We start from the raw sequence: 25731 nt of genomic DNA, 5'->3' as shown, positions 1-25731 counted from the left end.
CTACGCTATCGCAGCAGCTCGTATAAGGAGCATCTATAAACATGTTTGAGGCGCTGGAGACCGGCAAGTTCCTCTCGCCGGGCGATTACAAGGCACGGGAGCTGAGACTGCGCCAGGAATTGCTGCAGGCGCAGTTCGCTCAGGCCGAGCGCGACTACCCCGTGATCATTGTGGTCGCGGGCCTCCCCGGGGCTGGTAAAGGCACCCTGGTCCACCGTCTCAATGAGTGGATGGATCCGCGCCGCATCGAGACCAGCGCCATCTGGATGCATTCCGACGAGGAGGAGGAGCGCCCCTTCTTCTGGCGCTTCTGGCGCAAGTTGCCGCCGAAAGGGATAACCGGCATCTTTCTCGGCTCCTGGTATACCCGCCCCCTGCACGATGCCACCGAGGGCAAGCTGGGCATGCGCGACCTGCAGGTACAGCTGGAGGAAATCAACGGCTTCGAACGCATGCTGTACGACGATGGCGCCCTGGTGATCAAGCTGTGGCTACACGTCACCCGCGAGACCCAGCGCCGCCAGCTCAATGAGGAAGCGCCAAGACTGCAGCAAAACCCCCGGGTACACGCCTACGCCGGGCACTGGTGGGACCAGTATCCGCGCGCCCTGGCGACGGCAGAGCAGATCGTTCTCGGCAGCGACAGCGGCCACACACCCTGGCACCTGATCGAGGCCGAGGACCGCCTGTACCGGGAGATCACCGGCGGCGAGTTCATCCTGCGGGCTCTCCAGGAACGCGCCAGTCGTGCGGAAAAACCCGCGCCGCGGAAGAAAAAACACCGCGACAAACCCGGTGTGCAGGACCAGCCCACGATACTTGCGGCGGTGCCCACCGACCTGGAGTTGGGCAAGGGCGAGTACAAGACCCGGTTGCAACAGTATCAGCGCCACCTGCAGGACCTGGCCTGGCTGGCTCACCGCCAGCGCCGTTCGCTGGTTGCCGTGTTTGAAGGTTGGGACGCGGGCGGCAAAGGCTCTGCAATTCGCCGCGTCACCGCCGCCATCGACCCGCGCCTGTACCAGGTCGTACAGTATGCGGCGCCGACCGATGAAGAGCGCGCGCACCACTACCTGTGGCGCTTCTGGCGCAAACTGGAGCGGGACGGTCGGGCAACCATCTTTGACCGGTCCTGGTACGGTCGGGTGTTGGTGGAGCGGGTGGAAGGGTTCGCGCCCCCGGAGGCCTGGCGTCGGGCCTACCACGAAATCAACCAGTTCGAGGGCCAGCTGGTCGCCCACGGCTGTATTGTGGTGAAATTCTGGCTGCACATTACCCCGGAGGAGCAGTTGCGGCGGTTCGAGGATCGCCAGAAAAAACCCCACAAGCAGTACAAGATTACCGAGGACGACTGGCACAATCGGGAGCACTGGAACGACTACGCGCATGCGGTGGAAGATATGGTTGCCCACACCAGTACCAGCTTCGCTCCCTGGACCCTGGTTGCAGGCAACGACAAGCGCTACGCGCGCGTGCAAATCCTGCGAACCCTGTGCCAGGCGCTGAACCAGGCGCTGGGGGGCGAGTACCCAGCACCGGAGCCTGCCGCTATAATGAGCGACCGCTTCCAGACCTCGGCCCCGAATACATGAAGTTACATATCATCACCACCGGCGGCACCATCGACAAGATCTACTTCGATGCCAAAAGTGACTACCAGGTGGGTGCGCCCGTGATCGGCGAGCTGCTGCAACGAATGGGCGCGGGCTTCGCCTGGACGGTGGAATCCGCGATGCGCAAGGACAGCCTCGACCTGACCGATGCGGACCGCGCCGCCATCCGCGCGGCCGCCGAGCGCTGCTCCGAGCAGTGCGTGCTGATTACCCACGGCACCGACGGTATGGTCAGCAGCGCGCGCGCCCTGGCGGGGATTCCCGGCAAGTGCATCGTCCTCACCGGCGCCCTGCAGCCCGCCGCTTTCGCCCAATCCGACGCCATCTTCAACATCGGCTGCGCCATCGGCGCGGTGCAGAGCAAACCACCCGGAGTCTACATCGCCATGAATGGCGAGGTGTTCGATGCCGACAAGGTGGTCAAGAATGTGGCCGCCAACCGCTTCGAGGCCGCCTAGATGCTGTTTGCGGGTTCACTCGAGACTGACGATCCCATTCGTCGGGAGATGGCAACCTTCTACCGCCGGGATGAAGCGGAGGTACTGGCACACCTGCTGCCCATCGCCGACATCAGCCAGGCCGCCCGCAGCCGGGCCTGGGAGCGCGCCCGCACGCTGGTGATCAAAATCCGCAAGGCGCAACAGGGCAAGGGTGGGGTCGACGCCCTGCTGCAGGAGTATGCCCTCTCCACCGAGGAAGGGATTGTCCTGATGTGCCTGGCAGAAGCCCTGCTACGGGTGCCCGACCGGCTCACGGTGGACCGCCTGATCCGCGACAAGCTGGCGGACGGCGACTGGAGCTCTCACCTCGGCAACAGCGAATCCCTGTTCGTCAACGCCTCCGCCTGGGGCCTGCTGCTGACCGGCAAGGTGGTCAACTACAACGACGAGGACAACCCGCGCCAGTTCGGCCTGCTGAAAAAAACCATGGGCCGGCTGGGGGAGCCGGTGATCCGCGCTTCCGTGCGCTACGCGATGCAGATCATGGGTACCCAGTTTGTCATGGGCACGACGATCGAGCGGGCTCTGGAACGCGCCCGCGGCCCCGAGGAGCGCGGCTACCGCTACTCCTACGACATGCTGGGGGAAGCGGCCTGCACCGCCGCCGATGCCCAGCGCTATTTCGACAGCTACCTGAACGCCATCGAGGCCATCGGCAAGGCCGCCGCCGGACGCGGGCCGGAAACCAGCCCGGGCATCTCGGTAAAGCTGTCGGCGATTCATCCGCGCTATGAGTTCGCCCAGCGCGAACGGGTCATGGCAGAGCTGGTGCCGCGGCTCAAGGCACTGGCACTGGCGGCCAGGCGCCACGACATCGGCTTCACCGTGGACGCCGAGGAGGCCGACCGGCTGATGCTGTCACTGGACATCATCGAGGCGGTGTTTGTGGACCCGGAGCTAGGCACCTGGCAGGGCTTTGGCATCGCGGTACAGGCCTACCAGAAGCGCAGCCTGTTCGTCATTGAATGGCTGCGGGCGCTGACGCAGCGCGTCGGGCGCCGGATGATGGTGCGGCTGGTGAAGGGCGCCTACTGGGACACCGAGATCAAACTGGCCCAGGTGGAGGGCCTGGAAGGCTACCCGGTGTTCACCCGCAAGGCCGCTACCGATGTCTCCTACCAGGCCTGCGCCGCGCGCCTGCTGGCCTACCGCGACAGCCTGTATCCACAGTTCGCCACCCACAACGCCTACACCGTCGCCACCATTCTGGAGCTCGACAGTGAGCGCAGGGGCTACGAATTCCAGCGTCTGCACGGTATGGGTGAAACTCTCTATGACCAGGTGGTCACAGAGGCGAAGGTGCCCTGTCGGGTATACGCGCCGGTGGGCGTGCATTCGGATCTGCTGGCCTACCTGGTGCGGCGACTGCTGGAAAACGGCGCCAACAGCTCCTTCGTCAACAACATCGTCGACGAGAACATTCCGGTGGAGGCACTGCTGGAAGACCCGGTGGAAACCGTCCGCGGCTGGCGTCACAAAACCAACCCCAATATACCCCTGCCCGCAGACCTGTACGGGGACGAGCGCGCCAACGCCGCCGGCATGGACCTCAGCCACCCCGCCACCCTGACCGCCGCCCGCGACGCCATGCAGCAATGGCTGGATACCCTGCCCCTGAGCCCGGCGCTTGCCGGCGCCAGCCAGGAGGTGCGCAACCCGGCCGACCATGGCGAACTGGTCGGCACCATTGCGCTCGCCGACGCCGCTACCATTGAAGCAGCCGCCGCCGCGGCCCAGGCCGCCTTCGCTGGCTGGGCCGCGACCCCGGTCGCGGAGCGAGCCAAGCTGCTGCGCGCGCTCGCCACGGCGCTGGAGCAACAGCGGGACGAGTTGATCGCCATCTGTTGCAAGGAGGCCGGCAAAACCGTGCCCGACGGCGTTGCCGAGGTGCGCGAAGCGGTGGATTTTCTGCGCTATTACGCCGCCCGCGCCGAGGAGGCAGAGTTCGCCGAGCACGGGCTTGCAGCGCGCGGAGTGGTGCTCTGCATCAGCCCCTGGAATTTCCCCCTGGCGATTTTTCTGGGCCAGGTCAGCGCCGCGCTCGCCGCCGGCAACACGGTGGTCGCCAAGCCCGCGGAACAGACCAGCCTGATCGCCCTGCGCACGCTGGAATTGATGCGGGACTGCGGCTTTCCACCCGGCGTGGTGGCGCTGCTGGTGGCAGAGGGCAAGGCCGTCGGCGAACAGCTGGTACCGGACCCGCGGATCAAGGCGGTGATGTTTACCGGATCTACCGCGGTCGGCTCCTGGCTCGCGCGGCAGCTGGCGGCGCGGCCGGACGCGCCGGTGCCGCTGGTGGCGGAAACCGGCGGCCAGAACTGCATGCTGGTGGACTCCACCGCCCTGCCGGAGCAGGTGGTGCGGGATGTGGTCACCTCAGGCTTCCAGAGTGCGGGCCAGCGCTGCTCGGCGCTGCGAGTGCTGTTCCTGCAGGAGGACATTGCCGACAAGGTCATCGAGATGATCATCGGCGCCATGCGCGAGCTGCGGGTGGGAGACCCCGCGCTGCTCGCCACCGACATCGGGCCGGTGATTGACCACAAAGCCCTGCGCGGCCTCGAGGACCATGTGCGCTATCTGGATGCCACCGGTCGCCTGCTCCACTGTTGCACCATTCCCGGGCCCGGGGAACATAGCTTTTTCGCCCCGCGCCTCTACGAAATCAGCAACCTGTCGCTGCTGGAGCAGGAAGTCTTCGGCCCCATTGTGCATGTCATACGCTACCGGGCCGAGGCCTTCGACGAGGTGCTGGAGCAGATCAACCAGACCGGCTTTGGCCTCACCTTCGGCATCCACAGCCGGATCGAGGAGGCCTGCAACCGCGCCGCGGAGCGGGTCCAGGCGGGCAATATCTACGTCAACCGCAACATGATTGGCGCCATTGTCGGGGTGCAGCCCTTTGGCGGCCGCGGCCTGTCCGGTACCGGGCCCAAGGCCGGGGGGCCGCAGTACCTGTCGCGTCTGGTGACCACCGGTGAGGAGGCGGAAAATGCTGCCGGCCAGTGCCCGCTGCCGACAGAGAACGGCCACGCCAATGTTGGCCGCGCCCTGGATACGGCCCACAAGGCCGGCCGGGTTTGGGCCCGGCGCGGCCTGCACGAGCGCGTGTCGACCCTGCGCCAGTTCCTCGCCAGCTACGCCCGGCGACCGGAAGACAATCCGCTGATCCTCGAGCACACCCTCACCGCTGTGCGCGACCAACTGCGCTACGCGGCCGCACTGCTGGCGGCACCGAAAATCCTGCCGGGGCCGACCGGCGAATCCAACAGCCTGCGCCTGGAACCTCGCGGCTGCCTGCTGCTGGTGCTGGATGACGATCGCTACAACGGGGAATATCTGATGGCGGCGATCTCCGCGCTGGTGGCCGGCAACAGCGTCACCGCCGTGGCAACGGAAGAACTGCTGCCGGAGTGGCAAGCGCTGGTAGCCGCGATGGTGGACGCGGGTTTCCCCGCCTCGCTGCTGCCCCTGCAGCCGCTGGCCGCCGCCAGCGGACTGTTGCTGGATCCGGCCCTGGGCGGTGTCATGGTTCACGCACGCAGCCGCCATCTGCACGCCGTGGCGCAGCTATTGGCAACCCGTGACGGCCCGATCCTGCCCCTGATCAGCTGCGTGGCGCCGACCACGCTGCTGCACCAGACCCTGGTGGAAAAATCCGTGAGCATTGACACCACCGCCGCGGGCGGCAACGCCTCGCTGATGACCATGGCCAGTTAAGCGTTCAACGCAGACCTGGCCAGCAGCACCCTGGCCCGCGCTGTCAGGGCAGGATCTCGATCGGCGTTCCGACTGTCACCAGTTGCCAGATTTCATCCATGTGTTCATTGCTGACGGCGATGCAGCCGTCGGTCCAGTTGAACAGCTGGGCCCCCTCCTCCGCACCCTCGGGCTGGCCGTGAATCATGATGTTGCCTCCGGGATCGACCCCCAGTTCCTCCGCCCGCAGGCGGTCGCGAAGATTGGGATAGGAGACGCGAATGGACTTGTAGAAACGGCTGCCTGCGTTCTTGTAGTCCAGAACATAGCGGCCTTCGGGCGTGCGCTCATCTCCCTCCTGTTGTTTGTGTCCCCAGGGCACCGGCCCCAGCGACACCGGGTAGCGCCGCAATATCTCGCCTTCGTATTTGAGGTACAGCATCCGTTCTGACTTGATCACCAGCACCGTATCGACCGGGATGAAGGCCAGGGCCGCCTGGGTAAGCGAAAAATTCAGCAAAAATGCACAAATCAATAAAAACGATGCTCTGCTCACTGGTTTGCGATACTCCGGCAATGTTAATTTATACAAGTTGGACTCACAGGACCTGAGGTCGGGAGTTCGAAGTTTGCACGTGACCCGCCACTTTGTGGCTTCTTAGACTGACAGGCCAGCCCTGTTCAAGGAGTAATATCATGAAATCCACGCTTATCAAGGCTGTAGCCATTGCTGCATTCGCGACTCTGGCCACCGGCTGTGCCAACACTTCGCAAACCGACGAAGTCCGTAGCACGGCCGAAGCTGCGCAGCGCTCTGCCGACGAAGCCAAGCGGACCGCGGCCAGTGCCGAGCGCACCGCCAATGAGGCCAAGCGCATCGCCGAAGAAGCCAAGCGCAGCGCTGACGAAGCCAACAGCAAGATCGACCGCGCTTTCCAGACCTCAATGCAGAAGTAAGTCCAGTGGGTTGCCCTGCGGCTGGCTGGTCCTCCGCCGGGCTGCTCTCTCGTAGCGGCTGTCAGCCTGCCGGTGTCGCAGCATCGTCCACCTGCCCCAGCGCTTCATCCACCAGCCAGATTGGCCCCACCGGCACTGGTACGCCGGTCGACTCCAGTACCGCTTCCCGCACCTTGTCCCAGTCCACGGTAAAATCCGCCCGGTCACTCACCGTACGGGCAATGGCCGCGCGCAGCTGTTGCAGTCGTTCTTCCTGGGTCAGCTGCAACTCTTGCAGCGGATCGTGGGATTCCACATACAGCACATCACCGGACCAGCCCGCTTTTACCGGCTGGTGCACAATCTCCACCTTGCTGCCCACGGGCACCTGTTCGTAGAGATATTCGATATCCTCCGGGTACATGCGCACACAGCCCGCAGTTACCGGCATACCGATGCCGAGCTCGCGATTGGTGCCATGGATCAGATAGGTCGGCAGGTTCAGGTACAGGGCGCGGGTTCCCAGCGGATTGGCCGGCCCCGGGGGCACCACCGCGGGTACCGGCTCGCCCCGCTGCGCACGCTCCTCGCGGATGGTCTCCGTGGGGTACCAGGTGGGGTTTTCCGCCTTGCGCGTTACCCGGGCACCGGCCAGGGGGGTTTCCCGGCCATCGCGGCCGATACTGATGGCATAGACCCCCACCCTGGCCGGGTGGTCTCCGCTGGCCGCCTCAAAATGGTACAGACGCATTTCCGCGGTATTGATCACGATCCCTTGCCGCGGCGCTTCCGGCAGGATATGCCACGTCGGTAGCAGAACCTCGGTCCCCTCCCTGGGCATCCAGGAATCCACCAGCGGATTGGCGGCGCGAATGGCACCGTAGCCGGTACGGTAGCGGCGGCCGATCAGGACCAGGGTGTCATCTTCCGAGGCTACCGTGGTGCGGGGGTGGCCCACCAGGTGCTCTTCCTTCTCCGGCAAGGGATAAAAGCCGCTTGCGGCACTGGCGGGCGGGGTTGTTTCTGCCTGCAGGGTTGCGGGCAGCAGCAAAAAGCCGAGCGCGACCAGCAGGACGCGCGCGGAGAACAATCGAAAATCGTACATCAGGGGGCAACAGTCTCGGGAAAACAGCGGGTATGATACCCCTTGCCGCGTCCCGCGAGAACAGTTGCCCCGGTGCAGGCCTACTCGAACAGTTCGCCGGCTGCCAGCTTCTCCCGGGCAATGGCCGGGGGCTCGAAGCGCTCACCGTAGCGGCTGGCCAGCTCCTCACAGCGAGCGACAAAGCGGTCCACGCCGTAGGTGTTGACGAACTGGATGAAGCCGCCGGTCCAGGGCGGTGCGCCGATGCCCATGATCGAACCGATGTTGCCGTCATCGACCGTGCGCAGGACACCGGACTCCAGGCAGCGCAGGGATTCGATTACCTGCCGGAACAGCAGGCGGTCGCGCAAATCCTGTTCCGGTACCGAAACCGCCGGCTGGTAGTACAGGTCCAACAGGCCGGGCCAGATGGTTTTGCCGCCATCGGCGGCGTATTCGTAGAAGCCGCCACCGTGGTAGCGACCGCCGCGACCGTGCTCACCCACCAGCGTATTGATCACAGCCCGGGTAATGCTGCCGTCGCCGAATTTGTCCAGTACGCCCATCTCCTCCCAGGTGGCCTGGGCCTTGATGGTCAGCTCCAGGCTCACCTCGTCGTAGACTGCCAGCGGGCCTACGGGCATGCCCACGGCCTTGCCCATGTTTTCCACCAGCACCGGGTGCAGGCCTTCCTGCACCATGCGCACACCTTCGTCCAGGTAGGTGCCGAAGGTGCGGGAGGTAAAGAAGCCGAGTGAGTCGTTGACCACGATCGGGGTTTTCCTGATCTGGCGCGCGTAGTCATAGGCCTTGGCCAGGGTTTCGTCGCTGGTCTTCTCGCCGCAGATGATTTCCACCAGCGGCATCTTGTCGACCGGGGAGAAGAAATGAATGCCGATGAAATTCTCCGGCTTGCTGCTGCCTTCCGCCAGCTGGGTGATGGGCAGGCTGGAGGTGTTGGAGCCCCACACGCCCCCCGCGGCCAGCTGGCCTTCCAGTTCCCGGGTGATTTTGTGTTTCAGCGCCATGTTCTCGAACACGGCCTCGACGATCAGGTCGCAGCCGGCGAGATCGTCATTGCTGGCGGTGGGGAGAATCAGCTCCAGCACCTGCTGTCTCTTCTCCTCGCTCATCTTGCCGCGCTGCACCCGCTTGGCCAGCAGCGCCTCGCTGTAGGCCTTGCCCGTCTCCGCGGCCTCCAGTGAAATGTCCTTGAGCACGACCTGGATTCCGGCCATGGCAGAGACATAGGCGATGCCCTGGCCCATCATGCCGGCGCCCAACACGCCCACCTTGGCGACGCTCTGGGGCGGCACCGCCTGGGGCCGGCTGCCGCCGCGGTTGCTGCGGTTCATGGCAAAAAAGAACGTGGAGATCATGTTCTTCGCCACCGGGGTCATGGCCAGCCAGGTCAGGCCGCGGGACTCGATTTTCAGGGCAGTATCGAAGTCCAGCCGCGCGGCTTCCACCGCGCAGTCCAGAATCACTTCCGGCGCCGGCATCAGGCCGCGGGTCTTCTTCCGCAGCATCGCCGGCGCAATGGTAATGAGCTGGGCCACTTGCGGGCTGGAGGCATTGCCGCCGGGGAGGCGAAATCCCTTGCGGTCCCAGGGCTGCAGAGCCGCGTCGGCGTTCCCTTGCTGTGCCCTGATCCAGGCCTTGGCGGCGGGAACCAGCGCGTCCTGCGACTCTACCAGCTCGTGCACCAGACCGGCGTCGAGGGCGGCAGCAGGTTCCAGCCGGGTACCCTCGAGCAGATAGGGCAGCGCCTTTTCCAGGCCCACCAGATTGACCATGCGCACCACGCCACCGCCGCCGGGCAACAGCCCCAGGCTCACTTCCGGCAACCCCAGTTGCACGCTACGGTCGTTCCAGGCGACCCGGTAGTTGCAGGCCAGGGCGATCTCGAAGCCGCCGCCCAGGGCTGCGCCGTTGATGGCCGCCACTACCGGCACCGGCAATTTCTCCAACCGCCGCAGGCCGGACTTCACCCGCTGGCCTTCGGCCATGAAGGCGGCCTCGTCACCGGGTTTGGCCGCCAGCAGGTCGTTCAGATCGCCGCCGGCGAAGAAGACTTTCTTGGCCGACGCGAGGACCACCCCGGTCAGGCCCTGCTCCGCTTCCAGGCGGTCCAGGGTTTCGTCCATGGCCAGCCGATACTCTTCGTTCATGGCATTGACCGGACCGGTCATGTCCATGGTGACGGTCACGATGCCGTCGGCGTCTTTCTCGTACTTGAATACACTCATTGTCACTTGATTCCTTTAGACGCGCTCGATAATGGTGGAAATGCCCATGCCGCCACCGACACAGAGCGACAGCATGCCGCGCTTGAGGCCACGGCGTTCGAGCTCGTCCAGCATGACGCTGACCAGCATCGCGCCGGTGGCGCCCAGCGGATGGCCCATGGCGATGGCGCCGCCGTTGACGTTGGTCACCGCGTGCTCGATGCCGAGATCCTTCATGTAGCGCAGGGCGACCGAGGCAAATGCCTCGTTGATCTCCCACAGGTCGATGTCCGGGGCCTGCAAACCCGCTTTCTGCAGGCACTTCTTCGCCGCCGGACCGGGGCCGGTCAACATGATGATGGGGTCGGTGGACAACACCGCGGTGGCGACGATGCGGCCGCGCGGGGTCAGGCCCAGATCCTTGCCGGCCTTTTCGCTGCCGATCAGCACCGCGCTGCTGCCGTCGACAATCCCCGAGGAGTTGCCGGGGGTGTGCACGTGGTTGACCTTCTCCAGGGTGGTGTACTTGGCCAGGATCACATCGTCGAAGCCCATTTGTCCGGGCAGGACGAAGGAGGGCTTGAGGCCGGCGAGGGCTTCCATGGTGGTGTCGGGCTTGATGAAGTCGTCGCGCTCGAGGATGGTCAGGCCGTTGCGATCCAGCACCGGAATGACGGAGCGGTCGAAGTAGCCGCTGTCCCTGGCGTGGGCGGCGCGGCGCTGGGATTCCAGGGCAAAGGCGTCCACATCCTCACGGCTCCAGCCTTCCAGGGTGGCGATGGTGTCGGCGCCGATACCCTGGGGCACAAAGCCGCTCTTCAGGCTGAAGGCCGGGTCGCCGCCCATGGGGCCGCCGTTGCTGCCCATGGGCACCCGCGACATGCATTCAACGCCGCCGGCAACCACCAGGTCTTCCCAGCCGGATGCCACTTTCTGCGCCGCGATATTGACCGCCTCGAGGCCGGAGGCACAGAATCGGTCCAGCTGTACACCGGCCACGGACTCGTCCCAGTCCGCGTTCTGCACGATCATCTTGGCGATGTCAGACCCCTGCTCGCCCACCGGGGTGACGCAGCCCATGACCACATCGTCGACGTAGGACGTATCCAGATCGTGCCGCGCCTGCAGCGCGCGCAGCAGGCCGGCGCCCAGGTCCACCGGCTTCACCTCGTACAGGCTGCCGCCCGCCTTGCCCTTGCTGCGCGGCGTGCGGACAGCATCGTAAATATAGGCGCTATGTGTCATAGGGGTCCTCATGACTGATTGAGACAAAAAATGAGCACGCATAGTGTAAGCTGCCGCCGCTGAAGGCAATGATGCCAGCTGGCAAAAAAATTGACCGAAAGTGACACCGGAGCAAAAGGAACCCCATGGATACCAGCATAGATCTGCGCAGCGACACCGTGACCCGGCCTACCTCCGCGATGCGCGCGGCGATGGCGGCGGCGCCCGTGGGCGACGATGTGTTCGGCGACGACCCCAGTGTCAATGCCCTGGAGGCGCGGATGGCCGCCCTGGCCGGCAAGGAAGCGGCGCTGCTGCTGCCCACCGGCACCCAGAGCAACCTGGTCGCCCTGCTGAGCCACTGTCAGCGCGGTGACGAGTACATCGTGGGCCAGCACTACCACACCTATTTTTACGAGGCCGGCGGCGCCGCTGTGCTGGGCAGCATCCAGCCCCAGCCGCTGCCGGTACAGGCCGATGGCACCCTCGCCCTGGAAGATATCGAGGCGGCGATCAAGGCTGACGATGTGCACTTCGCCCGCTCACGGCTGCTCGCGATGGAGAACACCCACGGCGGGCGGGTGATGCCCGATGGGTATCAGGCCCAGGTGCGGGCGCTCGCGGACCGCCACGGCCTGCGTGTGCACCTGGACGGCGCCCGCCTGTTCAATGCCGCAGTCGCCAGCGGCAGGAGCCTGGTGCAGCTAGCCGCCAACGCCGACAGTGTCAGCCTGTGCTGCTCCAAGGGGTTGGGCGCACCGCTGGGCTCGGTGCTGGTGGGATCGAGCGCGTTTATCCGCGACGCCAGACGCTGGCGCAAGATGGTCGGGGGCGGCATGCGCCAGGCCGGCATCTTTGCCGCGGCAATCGACCATGCCCTGGACCACCACGTCGAGCGGCTGGCGGAGGACCACGCCAATGCGCTGCGGCTGTACGAAGGCGTGCGCGGGCTGCCGGGCGTTGCCGGCTGCGTGGTGAATACCAATATGGTTTATGTCGACCTGGGCTCAGCGGAACAGGGGCTGGAACTACAGGCCCAGCTGAAGGCCGCTGGCATCCTGATAGCCGGGGGCAGGAAGATCCGCCTGGTCACGCACCTGGACGTGTCGGCCGCCGCCATTGACCGCGTCATCGGGGCCACGGCGCGGGCGCTTGGCTAGCGCGTGCCGATAAAGCCGAACAAATGGCCGGCGATCTTGCGCAGCTGTATCTCGTCGGAACCCTCGGTAATGCGGTAGCGGCGATGGTGCCGATAATGGTGCTCGAACTGCTTGTGGCGTGAATAGCCCATGGCCCCGTGCACCTGAATGGCGGCGTCGGCGGCGTCGCAGGCCAGCTTGTTGGCCCGGTAGTTACAGATTGCCACCTTGTCCGACAGCCGCTCCGCCACCTCCCGCTTCGATATCTGGTCCATTTCCCCCGCCACCTGGAAGGTCAGGGCCTTGACCAGTTCGTAGTCCGCATGCAGCTCGGCGAGGCGGAACTGGATCGCCTGGTTGCCCGCCAGTGGTTTGCCAAAGGTGTGCCGCTCGCGGGCGTAGGCAACGGATTCGGCAATGCAGTAGCGCGCGGTACCGAGGCTGGACGCGGCCTGGCGGATGCGATTCTCGTGCACGAAGTGCTGCGCCACCGCCAAGCCCAGGCCCGGTTCGCCGAGGATTGCCGAGTCCGGCACCCAGACATTGTCCACCGCCACCCTGGGGTGATCGGTCGGCATGTTGAAGGTCCACAGCCACTCCTCGATGCGCAGGCCTTCGCTTGGGTTGGGCACCACAAAACAGGTGATGCCGCGGGCGCTGCCCTGCTTGCCATCGCTGCGGGCAAATACCAGCACATGGGTCGCGTGGTGCATGCCGGTGGTCCACATCTTGGTGCCATTCAGGCGCCAGCCAGCCACTCCCTCCCGGGATTCCGCCACCGCAGTGGTTTCCAGCCAGGTCGCATCGGAACCGTGTTCGGGTTCGGTCAGGCCGAAGGCGACGCCGATACTGCCCTCGATACTGCCCGGGATGAACGCATCGCGCTGTTGCTGGCTGCCAAAGTCGCGAAAGGCCAGGGTGGTGGGAAAATTGCCGACGATGCTGTGCTCGTTCTGCAGGTCGCAGTGCAGGCCGATGCCCTTCGCTGCCAGGTGCTCCCGGACCACCGCCATGTCGAGGTTGCTGGCGTCGCCGCCGCCGTATTCTGCGGGCAGCGCGAAACCGAGGAAGCCCGCCTCGCGGGCCAGGGCCCGGGCCTGCCCCAGCAGCGCCTCCCAGTCCGCGTGGGGCAAACCTTCCCGCTCCCAGTCCGTGCGCGCGTACTCGCGCCGATGGTCAAAGAAGCGCCGGTTGTCGCCGGCCGCTTCCAGGGGTTGCAGCTCTGCTTCGATAAAGGCGTCGAGGCGTTCGAGCAATTCGCCGATATGTGCGGGGATCAGGCCGCTCATCGTTTTGCCTCCGGGGCGCTCAAGCCCGCAGCAGCCGCCAGCTCGGGCCAGCGCTCGCAGCCCAGGCGGAAGCCGGAATAGCGCGGGTTGTCGATGGCCATCTGGCGCAGGGTGCGTTCCCGCAGCCAGGCCTGCAGGTCGGCGTCCGGTGCCAGGCTGCGCTCCCGCAGGGCGAGGCTGATAGCGCGGGCCGGATTGTCGCTGCTGCCGTCTTGCAGCCAGCGCGCCCCGGCTGCCGCATCCAACACGCTGATGGCATCCCGGCCGCGCAGTTCGCGGCTGACAATGGAAAGGCTGTTGGCGGCGACGCGAGTGGTGTAGGCGTCGAAGCCCTCCAGCTGCGGCAGTACCTGCTGGCGCAGGAAGGCCTGTACCGCCGCCAGCAATTCAGTCGGGTCGGTCTGGCTCACGGCTCACTCCTCCAGCAACAGCAGCAGGTCCATCTCCGACTCGGAAACCCGGCGGCCAACCGCCGCGCGCTCCAGGGTCGGATCGGCACCGCTGCGGTAAAGATCAATCATTGTCAGACACACCAGGCCCCAGCCCAGGGCACAGAAAACCTCCCAGTAGCGCAGGGTCGCCATGTCCGGCGCCCAGCCTGCCACTGCGTGATAGCCCGCGAGCAGGTCCCGATACTCGCCAAAGCCGCCCACCGGCTTGTCGGCGCGACCAAAACGCCAGACATTGCCACAGAGATAGCCCAGGTCCTCCGCCGGGTCGCCACAGTGGGCCAGCTCCCAGTCCAGCACGGCCACCAGGCCCTGCTCATCCACCAGCAGGTTGCCGTTGCGAAAATCGCCGTGCAGCAGACAGTGGCGACTGGGCGCCGGCGCATTGTCGGCAAGCCAGTTCAGCGCCAGCTGGTGTACCGGCGAGTCGTTGCCATAGCGATCCAGCAGAGCCTGCTGCTGTGCCAGCCGCTGCTGCAGGGTTTGGTTGGGAACCTCGGTTGGCAGCTGTGCCGGGCTGACCCGATGGATTCGTGCCAGGGTTTCGCCACACTGCCGGGCGAGGTGCCTGCGCGCGCTGCTGTAGCGATCATCCGCGAGGATACGCCCGGGCAACGCCTCGCCCCGCTCCCGGCTCATGATGTAGCCCGGCCCCAGCGGCTCATCCGGCGCCAGCACGCGCAGTACCGAGGGCACCGGCACGCCCTGCTCCGCCGCCAGCGGCAGCAGTGCCGCCTCTGCGGTCAGGGGCAGTTGCGACAGTGGGGAATCAGGTTCTGCCACAGCAGACCCGAGCGGCGAGCGGCGCAGTATCAGGGGCCTGCTGCTGCCAGCGTTCTCGAGGTCGAAAGCCCAGGTTTCCATGTTGGCGCCGCCGGAGAGGCGCCTGAGCCCGGTGATACTCTCGGCGCCACTGGCACCATTGGCGCTGAGCGCCGCTGCCAGAGTGGTGGCGCTGACCGCGGACTCACCGCTGCCTGCTGGTTCAGAATTCAAAACAGTTCACCTTGTCGCCGGGGGTTACCCTGCCCTGCTCGCCTACCGGGTCTGACGCCAGCAGGGACTCCAGCGCGGCGGCGTCGCCCTGGGGCGTGTTGGCAATAAAGCGCCGGCCGTCGCCCATGCGGCCGAGGACGATCCCCCTGTTGGGGCCTTCCTTGCCGAAGACCACGGCGCAGGCGTCAATACTGCCCGTACCGCTGGCGTTGGCGTCGACCTGCAGCCGTGGCGCTGCGTCCAGCGTTGTCTGCAGGTCCGGGCGCGCCAGCGGCCAGGGGGTTGCCCCCGGATCGAGGGAGTAGATTCCCACCGCGTGCTTGGTGAGGTAGTTGCCGTTGGCAGTCACCATGCCGTGGCGACCGTTGCCCGCCTGCAGTTGCCCGACCATCTCCGCAATGGCGTGCAGCGAGTAGTTGTTGCCCGGGCCACCGAACAGAGTCAGGCCGCCGGTGACCGTAACCCCCCGCGGATCGTCTGCCGCCAGGCCGATGGCGTCGCAGGCGACCTGCACTGCCGAGGGAAAGCAGCTGTACAAGTCAAACCGGTCCAGCGCGGCCAGCGACAGGCCGGCCATCCGCAGGGCGGCGTCAGCGGAGGCAGCCAGCGCGAGGGACCGGTGCAGTGTGGGCCGCTCGCTGACGTTCCAGATATCGTTGCCCTCCGCGCCACCGCGCAGGTAGACCCAGCGCGCCGGGTCGATGCCCAGCCGTCGCGCCTCGCCCACGGTGGTCATGATCACAGCCGCCGCCATATCCACCGCCAGCACCGCGTTCATGACCTTGGTGTAGGGCCAGGTAATCATGCGGTTGCCCCCGCCCGTGTCGAGCACCTGTTCCGGGGTAAGAAAATCGCCGCGCCAGGCGTGGGGGTTCTGCGCCGCCACCGCGCTCATGCCGCTCACCAGCTGGCCCAGGCGCTGCAGGTGGGTGGCGCGATCCCAGCCCCGGGCGTGACACAGTGCACTTTCGAACAGGGGGTAGGTATTGATGGGTTCGAACATGCCGTGGGCGCGTTCCAGCTCGGTGCAGGGCTCCTTCGGCGAACCCAGCTGGATTGCGGGCTGCTCGCCGCGCTGTTGCCAGTGGCTGATATCCTGGCCCGAGGACAGCGCTGCAAACAGGGTTGCGAACAGCTCGCCGCCGGTCAGCAGCACCGCCCGCGAGGTACCGGCCACCAGGCGGTCGGCGAAGAAATTCACCATCAGCTGCGGGGTATTGCCGCCGACATCGGTACTGAAGGTCTGTGCCTGCAATCCCAGGCGCTGGCACAGCGCGGATCCGGGATGGGCCGGCATCAATCCGGCCAGATCTGGCACCTGGGTCGCCAGGAACGGGATGGTGGCCACGGTGTCGATACACGGCGCCAGGCCGGCACAATCGGCATTGTCCACAGCGGCGCGGGAAACAGCCTCCAGAGCGTCCAGGGGGCTGCGAGCGACGTCGCGATCGCGCCAGGTTTGCTGGGCATGGGCGATCAGAATGGGCTGGCTGTCAAACATTGCGGCTCACTTGCTCAGAGGGGCGGGACTGCTTTTTCAGATCAGGGTTTCAGGCCGGGGCGACCGCCTCCGGGCTGGCGGCGGCGAAGGCCGGGAGTTGCTCCAGGTGGGCGGCGATGGCCCGCAGCCGCGGATAGGGCTCGAGGTCCTGCTGGAAGCGGCGGGCATTGAACATCTGCGGCAGCAGGCAGGCATCGGCCAGGGTGGGGCTGTCACCATGGCAGTAGCGATCACCCGCCACCTGCTGTTCCAGCGCCGCAAAGCCCAGCGCGATCCAGTGGTGGTACCAGGCCAGCTTGGCTTCCTCGGATACCTCGAGCGTGTCCATCAGATAGCGCTGCACCCGCAGGTTATTCAGCGGGTGGATGTCGCAGGCGATGGTCTGCACCATGGCCCGGACCCGGGCCCGGCCGAGTGCGTCCGCGGGCAGAAGTGGCGGCTCCGGATACTCCTCTTCCAGCCACTCGAGAATGGCGACTGACTGGGTCAGCAGTTCGCCCTCGGGGGTTGCCAGCGCCGGCACCAGGCCGAGGGGGTTCAGTTTCAGGTAGCCCGCGTCGCGCTGTTCGTTGGCAACCAGGTTGACCGCTATGGATTCGTAGCCCAGCCCCTTGAGGTTGAGCGCGATCCGCAGCCGGAAGGCCGCGGAGGAGCGGAAGTAGTCATAGAGCTGCACGGCAGTCAGACCAGTACTTCTTCGAGGAAGTTGTACAGCGCCCGGCTGGAGCGGCGATCTGCGGCGGCGCTGTAGACGGCACCGAAACCGGGGTCATTGGCCTGCGGATTGGTAAAGGCGTGCATGGTGTTGCCATAGGCGTGCACCTGCCAGTCAGCGCCGGCGGTGCTCAGCTCCTGCGCCAGCTGCTGCAGGTTTTCCGGCGTGGCCATCGGGTCGTCGTAGCCGTGCAGGCACAGCACTTTGGCCTTGATCTGCGTGCCGGCGGTGTTGTCGGGCGCGTTGAACAGCCCGTGGAAGCTGACTACGCCACGCACATCGGCGCCGGTGCGCGCCAGGTCCAGTACGGTCAGGCCGCCGAAGCAATAGCCCATCGCGGCGACACGGGTGGAGTCCACCTCTGCCTGTTCGCTCATGACACTGACCGCCAGCGTCACCAGGTCCTGCAGCAGGACCCGGTCGGCCAACAGCGGTGCGATCAGGTCCTGGCATTGCTCAGTCCCCTCGCCGCGCACGCCCTTGCCGAACACATCCAGGGCGAAGCCGACATAGCCGTGCTCGGCCAGCTCCATGGCCTTGCCCTCTTCGAACTCGCTGCGCCCGGCCCAGGTATGCGCCACCGCGACCCCGGGACGCTGCTCGCTGGCCGCATCGTCCCAGGCCAGCAGCCCCTCATAGTCCAGCCCTGCGTGCTGGTAAGCGATCTTTCGTGTCTGGATAGCCATACTGTCTCCTTGCGCGCGAAAACGCATAGCCTAGACCATGCGCCGTTGTCAGGCCAGCCCCTCAAGTACCCGCAGGCAGGGTTCTTCCCCCTCCTCGAGCAGGCCGTGAATCTCGATGCCGGTATTGCCGTGGTGCAGGTCATACAGGAAATGAGCGATGTCCCGGGTGATCAACTGGCCGGGCACCAGTACCGGAATACCCGGCGGATAGGGCACAATCTGGTCGGCGATGACCGCCCCAATCAGAGCTTCGTTGATCCCGCGATCGCTGGCGTTGAGCGGCACCAGCCGCGACGGGCCGAAATAGGCATCCCGCGGCAGACAGGCAAAGTCACTCAGGGCCGGCAACGGGGTCACGCTGCGGCGCGGGCTGGCGACGCCCTTGCTGGCAGGTGCCTTCTGGGCCAGTTTATTGAGGGCGTTGAGCAGGCGTAACACCTTGCTGTCGGTCGCCCCCAGCGTCACCAGAATACTGAGGGTATTGTGGGTGACCTTCTCGATCTGGATACCGTGGTCCTCGAACAGCGCGAGCTGCAGCTGGCGGGCCGAGTAACCGGAGGCGGACACGTCCACACTCAGTTTGCAGGGATCCAGGCGAATACCGTCGTCGGCCAGCTCCTCCGGCAGCATATCCGCCAACTCCAGCACCCGGAACACGCCCGTGCCATTGATGCCCTGGCGCAGCTGGGCCGCGATGTCGAAGCAGGCCTGGAGCCGGGCAAAACCCTCCATGCTCATCTGCTTGCGGGCCACGTCCAGGCTGGCAATCATCGCGTACTGGGGGCTGGTCGAGGTGTGCATGTTGAGGTTTTCGCGAAACCGGTGCTCGTCGAAGTCCGGGTCGGAGACATGGATCATGCTGGCCTGGGAAAACGCCGACAGCATCTTGTGCGTACTCTGGGTGACGTAATCCGCGCCACAGTCCAGCGCACAGGGACGCAGTTCCGGGTGGAAGCGGCCGTGGGCGTACCAGGCCTCGTCCACCAGGACCTTGATCCCCGCGGCGTGGGCGTGGGCGATGATCGGCGCCAGGTCGTACCGGAAACCGTCGTAGGTACAGCTGGTGAGCACCAGCAGACGGGCGTCGGGATGCGTATCAATCGCCGCCAGCACCCGCTGCACGGGTACCGGGCCGTAGAAGCCGAAGCGCGGATTCAGTGACGCCGCCAGATACACCGGTTCGGCGCCAAACAGCACCACCGCGTGGTGTACCGACTTGTGACAGGCCTGGTCGAGGATGACCTTGCCGCCGGCCCCCAGCAGCTGCTGCATGATCACCTTGTTGGCAGTGGAGGTGCCGTTGGTGACGAAAAAGGTATGGCGCGCACCGAACGCCTGGGCCGCCAGTTCCTGCGCTTCCTGGATCACGCTGTGCGGCTCCAGCAGCGAGTCCAGCGATTGCACGGAAACCGACAGATCGGTATTGAAAATATGCTCGCCCATCATCTGGTAGAAGTCGCTGACCCAGGGGCTGTCGCGCAGGCTGTCGCCACCGGAGTGCCCGGGCGTGTGCCAGGCATCCTTGGCGCTGTAGACGTAGTCGCGCAGAGTGTCGGCGAAGGGTGTGCGGGCGCGACGCTGGATCGCGGTCCTCACCTGCCGGTATAGATGTGCCGGCTTGCTGTCCAGGCGGTCCAGCAGTTCCACCTGCAACTGGCCGTAATCCGTACCCGGCTCCGGCATCAGGTACAGGTCCAGCTCCGGGCGCAGCTGCGCCACGCCGGCAATGGCCTGCCCGGCCTCCGCCAGGGTGGATGCGTCAAACACCAGTGCCTGCAGGATCCCATCCTCGCTGGCGAGGCGTCGCGCTTCCGCGCTGTCGCGGGCGTGCACAAACTGCAGTTCACAGTGCTGGGGGGCACGCTGTTCTCCCGCGGCACAGCGATTGAGCTCGGCCACCAGGCCTGCGGCAAATTCAGAATCAGCGCTGACTATGGCCACTCGGGCATGGCGTTCACGCATAATAGGCCTCCGGGTCCAGGCGCCGCATTTCGGTCTCAATCCAGCGTTCAATCTCGTCCATCAGCTCGCCGGGCTGGCGGTCCAGTGCCGACACCGGCGTGCCGATGGAGACGTCGATCACGCCGGGCCGCAGGGCAAAGGAGCGCCGCGGCCAGCAGCGTCCAGAGGTGACCGCGATCGGGATCACGCTGGCGCCGGTGGCAACTGCCAGCCGCGTGGCGCCGGACTTGTAGCTGCCCTTGGCGCCGCGCTCGGTGCGGGTGCCCTCGGGGAACATGATGACCCACTTGCCCCGGTCCATCAGCACCCTGCCCTGGGTCGCGACCTTGCCCCAGGCTTCGTTGCGTTTGCTGCGATCGATATGGACCATTTTCAGACGCGCCAGACACCAGCCAAAAATCGGGATCTGCAGCAGCTCCCGCTTGAACACGTAGGCCAGCGGATGGGGTGTCATGCTCGGGAAAAAGAAGGTTTCCCAGGTTGACTGATGCTTGGGGCAGAGCACGATCCGACGCATGTCCTCGGCCTTGGGCAGATTCTCCGCGCCGTGGATACGGTACTGCACGCCGCCAACGATTCTGGCGGCGACAACCGAGCCGCGCAGCCAGGGCACGGCGAACAACCACCACACCCGGGTATCACTCAGGAACAGCGAGCAGACGATAAGACCCAGACCCATGGGAATGATACTGACCACCATCCACAGGAAAACCAGCGTGGAGCGGATCGCATTCACAGCTCGCCACCCTCGGCCACGGGCACGCCGGCGCTGGCCAGGAATTCGGCAATGCTGACGTAGGCCTCTTCGGCCTCGGGGAGGTCCGGGGTGAACATCTGCCAGACGTGCACCATGTGCGGCCAGGTTTGCAACTCCACCGGGGAACCTTCCTCCTGGGCTTTGGCGACATAGCGCCGGGCGTCGTCGAGCAGCATTTCCTGCTCACTGGCCTGGATCAGAACCGGCGGCAGACCGGCGAGATCGCCGCGCAGGGGCGACACATCGGGATGCGAAGGCAGGATGCGATTGTTGAACCAGGTCAGCCACAGCAACAGGACTGTCGGGACCCGCGCCAGCTTGCCGAACAGCGGGCCCAGCATCTGGTCCGTCGCCAGGTTGCCGCGCATGCTGGGGCCGCTCATGGTGACATCGGTGGAAGGCGAGAAAACGATCGCCACGTCCGGCGCCCGCAGCCCCTCGTCCCGCACCCAGGCCAGCAGGCCCAGGGTCAGGCTGCCGCCGGCAGAGTCCCCCGCCACCAGGCCATGGTCCAGCGGCTCGGGGCCTGCGGGGCCATTGACCAGCAGCCAGCGCCAGGCACTGCGGCAGTCCTCGATACCGTCGCGGCGGCGGTGTTCAGGAATAAGCCGGTAGTCGAGGGCAAACACGGCGGCGCCGGTGAGGCGCGCCAGGCGGTCGGTGATCGCGCGGTGGCTGCGCGGGCTGCCGGCAAACCAGGCGCCGCCGTGAATGTAGAGCAGGCGCCGGCGCGGATCAAAGCCCGGTGCCAGCACCCATTCCCCGCGCAACTGACCTTCGTCGACCGTTTCGAAGCGAGAGCCGAAGTCGACCCCGTCGCTGAGTGCGTCCATCATCTCGCGCACCGCCCGCAGCCGGGCGCGGCCGTTGAGAGTTTGCCCCGTTGCGGCAAACTCACCCAGCCGCGCAAGCACCGCGCCGTGTTCCGGACTGGGCTTGCCCTGAGGTGCTGGCAATGGCGGTGCATCGTAGCGGGACAGATCCTCGCCGCGCAGATACAGCAAGCTGATGGCGAAAAACAGCACAACCGCCAGGATAAACCAAACCATGGACACGCTCCGGGGAAAAAGAGGCCTGCATTAAACCAGAATGCCGGCGCGCAGCACAACGCGCTCGCATGGCTTGCCGCCCGCCCCGGCTGCTGGCCTATGATTCTGCGCCGGGGGCGCTATACTGAACTATTTTGGGCTGTCGGTCAGGACTATCTGCAGGCATTCACCACTGTGAAGAAGCTACCGAGCAAGGCAGAGCTGCGTGCGGCGCTGGAGAACGAGACCCAGCGCTTCCTGCAGAAGGGCGGAGAAGTTGAATCCGTGCCCCAGGGCATCAGCGGCAAGGACCCGCTGGCGGCACCGCTGTATCTGACCCGGCGCCTGTTCCTGGAGCCCCGGGTTGAACGCACGCTGGTGCCGGAAGTCGTGGCCGCCATTGAGCAGCGCCGCAAGGCCCTGCTCAAGCGCAATCCCGGCCCCAGGCGCAGCCGTCGGCCGCAGCCCCGCCGCAAGACGGTTTACGACGACTTTGGCGAGCCTCTGCGCCGGGTGTGGGTGGAGGATTAGTCGTCGCTACCGCCCTCCGGCTCCGGGCTGGTATCGTGCTCGGCCACACCACTGGCCCCGTCCAGGGCAAAGGCGAACCGGTCCTCGGGAATGTAAACCGACAAGCGCTGCCCCCCGACCAGCTCTCCCACCCGGTACTCCCGGCCATCTATCCGCGCACGCCAGTTCGGCCCCACCCGCATGCTGGTCTGGTGGCCGCGACTGCCGTCCGTGTGTAGCGTGCGCAGGGTCAGGCGATTGCCGCTCACGCGCAACACTTCCACCTCGGCCCTGGCGTAAAGCACCCCGTCCTTCTGATACACGCCCTGGCAGATTTCGTCGATGTCCGGGTAGCTGCGGTGCACCGCCTCGGACCAGTTCAGGGTGGCACAGGTCGGCAGCCGGGTCTGTATGTCGAACTGGGCCAGCGCCGGCGGCGCCAGGACCACCAATACCAGCAGTGCCTGCCGCATGAATTGTCCGGAGAAAATGTACATCGCGCACTCCGCTGTTGGTCTCCGGGGGTGATCTATGTCCCGGTCAGCTTCGATTCTATACCCTGAACCGTGCCAGTGCGAAGGTGGCCCCGGGACAGCGCGAACGCAGGGTCTATACTGGAAAAAAACTCTGCGGGAATCTATAGCCAGGGCCCCGGCGTATACAGAGTTGACACAGTTATTGAGGTTGAGAGCACATGATCGTGCTGCATGAAAAAATCGATGTGCCGCGCCCCATCCGGGAAGCCTTCGACTATATCAAGGATTTCCGTACCACCGCCGAGTGGGACGCCACCGCCATCGCCGCCGAAAAGTTGAGCGCGGGGCCCATAATCGTCGGCACCCGGTTCAATGTCACCTGTGAAATGCCGGTGGGCTCGGTGGATCTGCTGTACACCGTCACCCATCTGGAACCGGACAAGGCCATTGAGCTGCACGGCACCTGTCGGCTGTTCGAAGTCACCGACGTGATTCACCTTTCCGAGACCGCCAGCGGTACCCACATCGACTACCGCGCCAGCTTCAATTTCAGGTTTCCCCTGGGCCCGGCTCTGGGTGCGCTGCGCAAGGGCATGGAGAAAATGGGCTACGCCTCGGTGCAGGGCATGAAACGGGCGCTGGAGGACAACTACCCGGCGCCGTCCATCTCCGCCGGCAACGCCCGTGCCGATCGCTGGGTCCTGCCCGGCATGGCCCACTTCAGCCGGCGCGGGTACAAGCTGGGGCGGCGCCACTGGAACCCGATGTCGGCGTGGATGGGCGACAAGCACGTGGTCATTACCGGCGCCAGCTCGGGGCTGGGGCTGGCCACCGCACGCGCCCTGGCCGAACGCGGGGCGTCCCTGACCCTGGTGATCCGCAACGAGGCCAAGGCGACGGCGCTGGTGAATGAACTGCAACGGGAAACCGGCAACACGGCGATCTTCGTCGAGGTCGCCGATCTCAGCCTGATGGAGGAGGTGCAGCGCCTCATTGCGCGCCTGCTGCGCAAGGGCAGGCCGATTGATGTCCTGGTGAACAACGCCGGGGCACTGTTCAACCCGCGCGACGAAACCCCGGAGGGCATAGAACAAAGCTTCGCCCTCTTGCTGCTGAGCCCTTACCGGCTTACCGAGGGTCTGCGACCGCTGCTCGCGGCGGCGCCACAGGGCAGGGTAATCAATGTCGTTTCCGGTGGCATGTACTCGCAGCCCCTGCAGGTGCACAAACTGGTCGCGCGCGAGGAAGGCTATTCCGGTAGCGTCGCCTACGCCCGCTGCAAGCGCGCGCTGATGGTGCTGACCGAGCAGTGGGCAGCGGCCTGGGCGGAAGACGGCATCGTCGTCAACGCCATGCACCCCGGCTGGGCGGACACACCCGGGGTGGAATCCTCCCTGCCCGGCTTCCACAAGCTCACCCGCCGGATCCTGCGAACCCCGGAGGAAGGTGCGGACACCATCATCTGGTTGGCAGTAGCGACCGAAGCGGGCAAGATCTCGGGCAAACTGTTTCTCGACCGCGAACCACGCACCACGCATCTGCTCAGCAAGACCCGGGACGAGCCCGCGGAGCGTCAGGCCCTGCAACCCTTCCTGCGTGACTTCAGCACGCCCGCATACAAGCCCGCGCGGCGCGTGGCTGGCGGACGCAAGGCCAGGGCGACTGCCGCCACGGGCTGAGCAGCTGAACCGCCACCGCTGCTAGCGCCACCCTCGCTTGCTTTGGGTGGCGGCTGTAGCTACGGTAAGTGTCCACACCGGGGACGCTGACCATGACCGACAACATCTCACCTTATACAGTAGCCATACCCGACGCAGTCCTCGCCGACCTGCGGCAACGCCTGGCAATGACCCGCTGGCCAGACCGGGAAACCTGCGCTGACTGGAGCCAGGGCATGCCCCTGGCCTACACCCGGGAACTGGCCGAATACTGGGCCAGTGACTACGACTGGCGCCGCTGCGAGGCGCAGTTGAACGCGCGACCCCAGTTCACCACCCGCATCCAGGGGCTGGATATCCACTTTCTCCACTGCCGCTCGCCGCACCCGGAGGCCATGCCGCTGATCATCTCCCACGGCTGGCCGGGGTCCATCCTCGAGTTCCGCCATATCATTGACGCCCTGGTGGACCCGGTCGCCCACGGTGGTGACGCCGCCGATGCCTTCCACCTGGTGATCCCGTCCCTGCCCGGCTACGGCTTCTCCGGCAAACCCACCGCCACCGGAACTTCGGTGGAGGTCATAGGACGCATGTGGGGCGAGCTGATGGCGCGGCTGGGGTACGAGCGTTACGTTGCCCAGGGCGGCGACTGGGGCAGCATGATTACCCAGAGCATGGGCCAGACCGAAACCACCCACTGCGCCGGCATCCACGTGAACATGCCGATTGTGGCCCCCGATCCGGACACCATGGACAAGCTCACGCCCCAGGAGCAGGGCGCGCTGGAGTCGATGGGCTTTTACGCTGAGTGGGACTCGGGCTATTCCAAACAGCAGGCGACCCGGCCCCAGACCCTGGGCTACGGGCTCGCGGATTCACCGGTGGGCCAGATGGCCTGGATAATCGAAAAATTCCATGCCTGGACCGACTGCGAGCGCGACGGCGTCAAGCACCCGGAGCAGGTGATCGATCGCGACGAGCTGCTGGACAACGTGATGGTCTACTGGCTCAACAACGCCGGCGCGAGCTCCGCCCGACTGTATTGGGAAAGCTTTGGCAGCCCCAACTTCGACCCGATCAGCATGCCCGTGGGCTGCTCCATTTTCCCCAAGGAGATTTTCCGCAGCAGCCGTCGCTGGGCGGAGAAGCGCTTCACCCAGCTGATTCACTGGAATGAACTACCCGCCGGCGGCCATTTCGCCGCCCTGGAACAGCCGCAACTGATGATCGGCGAGCTGCGTGACTGCTTCCGCAAGCTGCGCTGAACACTACTACCAGACAGGA

22 protein-coding genes are annotated in these 25731 nt (G+C 65.7%); 8 read left to right on the top strand and 14 right to left on the bottom strand.

Annotated features, from left to right (window positions below; genetic code table 11):
• Nucleotides 1-41 precede the first annotated feature (41 nt).
• Genes pap through putA form a run of 3 tightly spaced genes read left to right on the top strand, consistent with a single transcriptional unit; the run spans nt 42 to nt 5830 of the window.
• The gene (pap, locus tag Q6D67_RS14200) at nt 42-1592 is read left to right on the top strand and encodes a polyphosphate:AMP phosphotransferase (protein WP_304706322.1); all 1551 of its coding nucleotides are present in this window, start codon (nt 42-44) and stop codon (nt 1590-1592) included.
• Entirely contained in the window at nt 1589-2071 is a 483-nt protein-coding gene (locus Q6D67_RS14195) for an asparaginase domain-containing protein (protein ID WP_304706321.1), read from the top strand. The genes pap and Q6D67_RS14195 overlap by 4 nt, the downstream gene beginning before the upstream one ends.
• Nucleotides 2072-5830 (top strand): bifunctional proline dehydrogenase/L-glutamate gamma-semialdehyde dehydrogenase PutA, encoded by a 3759-nt coding sequence (gene putA / locus Q6D67_RS14190; protein WP_304706320.1) that lies wholly within the window; start codon nt 2072-2074, stop codon nt 5828-5830.
• Nucleotides 5831-5873: 43 nt separating this feature from the next.
• On the opposite strand, the gene Q6D67_RS14185 is transcribed toward putA, so the two are convergent.
• Nucleotides 5874-6329, bottom strand: a complete 456-nt coding sequence (locus tag Q6D67_RS14185; RefSeq protein ID WP_304706319.1) for a murein L,D-transpeptidase family protein — start codon at nt 6327-6329, stop codon at nt 5874-5876.
• A 176-nt stretch (nt 6330-6505) separates the two neighbouring features.
• Here Q6D67_RS14185 and Q6D67_RS14180 point away from each other — a divergent pair, with 176 nt between their 5' ends.
• Nucleotides 6506-6766, top strand: a complete 261-nt coding sequence (locus Q6D67_RS14180; RefSeq protein ID WP_304706318.1) for an Lpp/OprI family alanine-zipper lipoprotein — start codon at nt 6506-6508, stop codon at nt 6764-6766.
• A 61-nt stretch (nt 6767-6827) separates the two neighbouring features.
• On the opposite strand, the gene Q6D67_RS14175 is transcribed toward Q6D67_RS14180, so the two are convergent.
• From Q6D67_RS14175 to Q6D67_RS14165, 3 genes are all read right to left on the bottom strand, one after another.
• Nucleotides 6828-7850, bottom strand: a complete 1023-nt coding sequence (locus Q6D67_RS14175; RefSeq protein ID WP_304706317.1) for a L,D-transpeptidase family protein — start codon at nt 7848-7850, stop codon at nt 6828-6830.
• 80 nt (nt 7851-7930) lie between these two features.
• Entirely contained in the window at nt 7931-10078 is a 2148-nt protein-coding gene (locus Q6D67_RS14170) for a 3-hydroxyacyl-CoA dehydrogenase NAD-binding domain-containing protein (RefSeq protein ID WP_304706316.1), read from the bottom strand.
• A 15-nt stretch (nt 10079-10093) separates the two neighbouring features.
• Nucleotides 10094-11302 carry an acetyl-CoA C-acetyltransferase gene (locus Q6D67_RS14165; RefSeq protein WP_304706315.1) on the bottom strand — a complete coding sequence of 403 codons (1209 nt, stop codon included), beginning with the start codon at nt 11300-11302 and terminating at the stop codon, nt 10094-10096.
• A 125-nt stretch (nt 11303-11427) separates the two neighbouring features.
• On the opposite strand from Q6D67_RS14165, the gene ltaE reads away from it, so the two are divergent.
• On the top strand, nt 11428-12441 hold the full coding sequence (ltaE, locus tag Q6D67_RS14160; protein ID WP_304706314.1) for a low-specificity L-threonine aldolase: 1014 nt from the start codon (nt 11428-11430) through the stop codon (nt 12439-12441).
• Here the strand turns inward: ltaE and Q6D67_RS14155 are convergent.
• From Q6D67_RS14155 to Q6D67_RS14115, 9 genes are read right to left on the bottom strand one after another with little or no spacing between them, the layout of a single operon-like run.
• A complete protein-coding gene (locus Q6D67_RS14155; RefSeq protein ID WP_304706313.1) occupies nt 12438-13709 on the bottom strand; it encodes an acyl-CoA dehydrogenase family protein in 1272 nt (423 codons plus the stop codon). The two genes, ltaE and Q6D67_RS14155, sit on opposite strands and share 4 nt — an antisense overlap.
• On the bottom strand, nt 13706-14119 hold the full coding sequence (locus Q6D67_RS14150) for a DUF6285 domain-containing protein (protein WP_304706312.1): 414 nt from the start codon (nt 14117-14119) through the stop codon (nt 13706-13708). The genes Q6D67_RS14155 and Q6D67_RS14150 overlap by 4 nt, the downstream gene beginning before the upstream one ends.
• Before the next feature lie 3 nt (nt 14120-14122).
• A complete protein-coding gene (locus Q6D67_RS14145) occupies nt 14123-15154 on the bottom strand; it encodes a phosphotransferase family protein (RefSeq protein ID WP_304706311.1) in 1032 nt (343 codons plus the stop codon).
• On the bottom strand, nt 15144-16655 hold the full coding sequence (locus Q6D67_RS14140) for an acetyl-CoA acetyltransferase (RefSeq protein ID WP_304706310.1): 1512 nt from the start codon (nt 16653-16655) through the stop codon (nt 15144-15146). The genes Q6D67_RS14145 and Q6D67_RS14140 overlap by 11 nt, the downstream gene beginning before the upstream one ends.
• Before the next feature lie 49 nt (nt 16656-16704).
• Complete coding sequence (gene maiA / locus Q6D67_RS14135; protein WP_304706309.1) at nt 16705-17331, bottom strand: maleylacetoacetate isomerase; 627 nt, start codon at nt 17329-17331, stop codon at nt 16705-16707.
• Nucleotides 17332-17336: 5 nt separating this feature from the next.
• Nucleotides 17337-18056, bottom strand: coding sequence for a dienelactone hydrolase family protein (locus Q6D67_RS14130; RefSeq protein WP_304706308.1), 720 nt, complete (start codon nt 18054-18056; stop codon nt 17337-17339).
• A 48-nt stretch (nt 18057-18104) separates the two neighbouring features.
• On the bottom strand, nt 18105-20018 hold the full coding sequence (locus tag Q6D67_RS14125) for an aminotransferase class I/II-fold pyridoxal phosphate-dependent enzyme (RefSeq protein ID WP_304706307.1): 1914 nt from the start codon (nt 20016-20018) through the stop codon (nt 18105-18107).
• Nucleotides 20011-20754 carry a 1-acyl-sn-glycerol-3-phosphate acyltransferase gene (locus tag Q6D67_RS14120; RefSeq protein ID WP_304706306.1) on the bottom strand — a complete coding sequence of 248 codons (744 nt, stop codon included), beginning with the start codon at nt 20752-20754 and terminating at the stop codon, nt 20011-20013. The genes Q6D67_RS14125 and Q6D67_RS14120 overlap by 8 nt, the downstream gene beginning before the upstream one ends.
• Nucleotides 20751-21824: an alpha/beta hydrolase gene (locus tag Q6D67_RS14115; protein WP_304706305.1), complete on the bottom strand. Its 1074-nt coding sequence runs from the start codon at nt 21822-21824 to the stop codon at nt 20751-20753. The genes Q6D67_RS14120 and Q6D67_RS14115 overlap by 4 nt, the downstream gene beginning before the upstream one ends.
• 174 nt (nt 21825-21998) lie before the next feature.
• On the opposite strand from Q6D67_RS14115, the gene Q6D67_RS14110 reads away from it, so the two are divergent.
• On the top strand, nt 21999-22334 hold the full coding sequence (locus Q6D67_RS14110) for a hypothetical protein (RefSeq protein WP_304706304.1): 336 nt from the start codon (nt 21999-22001) through the stop codon (nt 22332-22334).
• Here the strand turns inward: Q6D67_RS14110 and Q6D67_RS14105 are convergent.
• Complete coding sequence (locus Q6D67_RS14105) at nt 22331-22810, bottom strand: hypothetical protein (RefSeq protein ID WP_304706303.1); 480 nt, start codon at nt 22808-22810, stop codon at nt 22331-22333. The two genes, Q6D67_RS14110 and Q6D67_RS14105, sit on opposite strands and share 4 nt — an antisense overlap.
• Nucleotides 22811-23007: 197 nt before the next feature.
• Here Q6D67_RS14105 and Q6D67_RS14100 point away from each other — a divergent pair, with 197 nt between their 5' ends.
• On the top strand, nt 23008-24468 hold the full coding sequence (locus Q6D67_RS14100; protein WP_304706302.1) for an SDR family NAD(P)-dependent oxidoreductase: 1461 nt from the start codon (nt 23008-23010) through the stop codon (nt 24466-24468).
• Nucleotides 24469-24560: 92 nt separating this feature from the next.
• Nucleotides 24561-25712 carry an epoxide hydrolase family protein gene (locus Q6D67_RS14095; RefSeq protein ID WP_304706301.1) on the top strand — a complete coding sequence of 384 codons (1152 nt, stop codon included), beginning with the start codon at nt 24561-24563 and terminating at the stop codon, nt 25710-25712.
• Nucleotides 25713-25731 lie beyond the last annotated feature (19 nt).

This window comes from Haliea sp. E1-2-M8 (assembly GCF_030649675.1).
GTDB lineage: Bacteria > Pseudomonadota > Gammaproteobacteria > Pseudomonadales > Halieaceae > Haliea.
Note: the sequence above shows the minus strand (reverse complement) of the source record. Positions and strands in the feature narration are given on the sequence as shown.

What these genes read in the sequence shown, in the direction of transcription:
- Q6D67_RS14125 (WP_304706307.1), bottom strand. Translation starts at nt 20,018, where the DNA reads ATGCGTGAACGCCATGCCCGAGTGGCCATAGTCAGCGCTGATTCTGAA.
- Q6D67_RS14105 (WP_304706303.1), bottom strand. Translation starts at nt 22,810, where the DNA reads ATGTACATTTTCTCCGGACAATTCATGCGGCAGGCACTGCTGGTATTG.
- Q6D67_RS14175 (WP_304706317.1), bottom strand. Translation starts at nt 7,850, where the DNA reads ATGTACGATTTTCGATTGTTCTCCGCGCGCGTCCTGCTGGTCGCGCTC.
- Q6D67_RS14180 (WP_304706318.1), top strand. Translation starts at nt 6,506, where the DNA reads ATGAAATCCACGCTTATCAAGGCTGTAGCCATTGCTGCATTCGCGACT.
- putA (WP_304706320.1), top strand. Translation starts at nt 2,072, where the DNA reads ATGCTGTTTGCGGGTTCACTCGAGACTGACGATCCCATTCGTCGGGAG.
- ltaE (WP_304706314.1), top strand. Translation starts at nt 11,428, where the DNA reads ATGGATACCAGCATAGATCTGCGCAGCGACACCGTGACCCGGCCTACC.
- Q6D67_RS14095 (WP_304706301.1), top strand. Translation starts at nt 24,561, where the DNA reads ATGACCGACAACATCTCACCTTATACAGTAGCCATACCCGACGCAGTC.
- Q6D67_RS14140 (WP_304706310.1), bottom strand. Translation starts at nt 16,655, where the DNA reads ATGTTTGACAGCCAGCCCATTCTGATCGCCCATGCCCAGCAAACCTGG.
- Q6D67_RS14130 (WP_304706308.1), bottom strand. Translation starts at nt 18,056, where the DNA reads ATGGCTATCCAGACACGAAAGATCGCTTACCAGCACGCAGGGCTGGAC.
- Q6D67_RS14195 (WP_304706321.1), top strand. Translation starts at nt 1,589, where the DNA reads ATGAAGTTACATATCATCACCACCGGCGGCACCATCGACAAGATCTAC.
- pap (WP_304706322.1), top strand. Translation starts at nt 42, where the DNA reads ATGTTTGAGGCGCTGGAGACCGGCAAGTTCCTCTCGCCGGGCGATTAC.
- Q6D67_RS14170 (WP_304706316.1), bottom strand. Translation starts at nt 10,078, where the DNA reads ATGAGTGTATTCAAGTACGAGAAAGACGCCGACGGCATCGTGACCGTC.
- Q6D67_RS14155 (WP_304706313.1), bottom strand. Translation starts at nt 13,709, where the DNA reads ATGAGCGGCCTGATCCCCGCACATATCGGCGAATTGCTCGAACGCCTC.
- Q6D67_RS14165 (WP_304706315.1), bottom strand. Translation starts at nt 11,302, where the DNA reads ATGACACATAGCGCCTATATTTACGATGCTGTCCGCACGCCGCGCAGC.
- Q6D67_RS14115 (WP_304706305.1), bottom strand. Translation starts at nt 21,824, where the DNA reads ATGGTTTGGTTTATCCTGGCGGTTGTGCTGTTTTTCGCCATCAGCTTG.
- Q6D67_RS14100 (WP_304706302.1), top strand. Translation starts at nt 23,008, where the DNA reads ATGATCGTGCTGCATGAAAAAATCGATGTGCCGCGCCCCATCCGGGAA.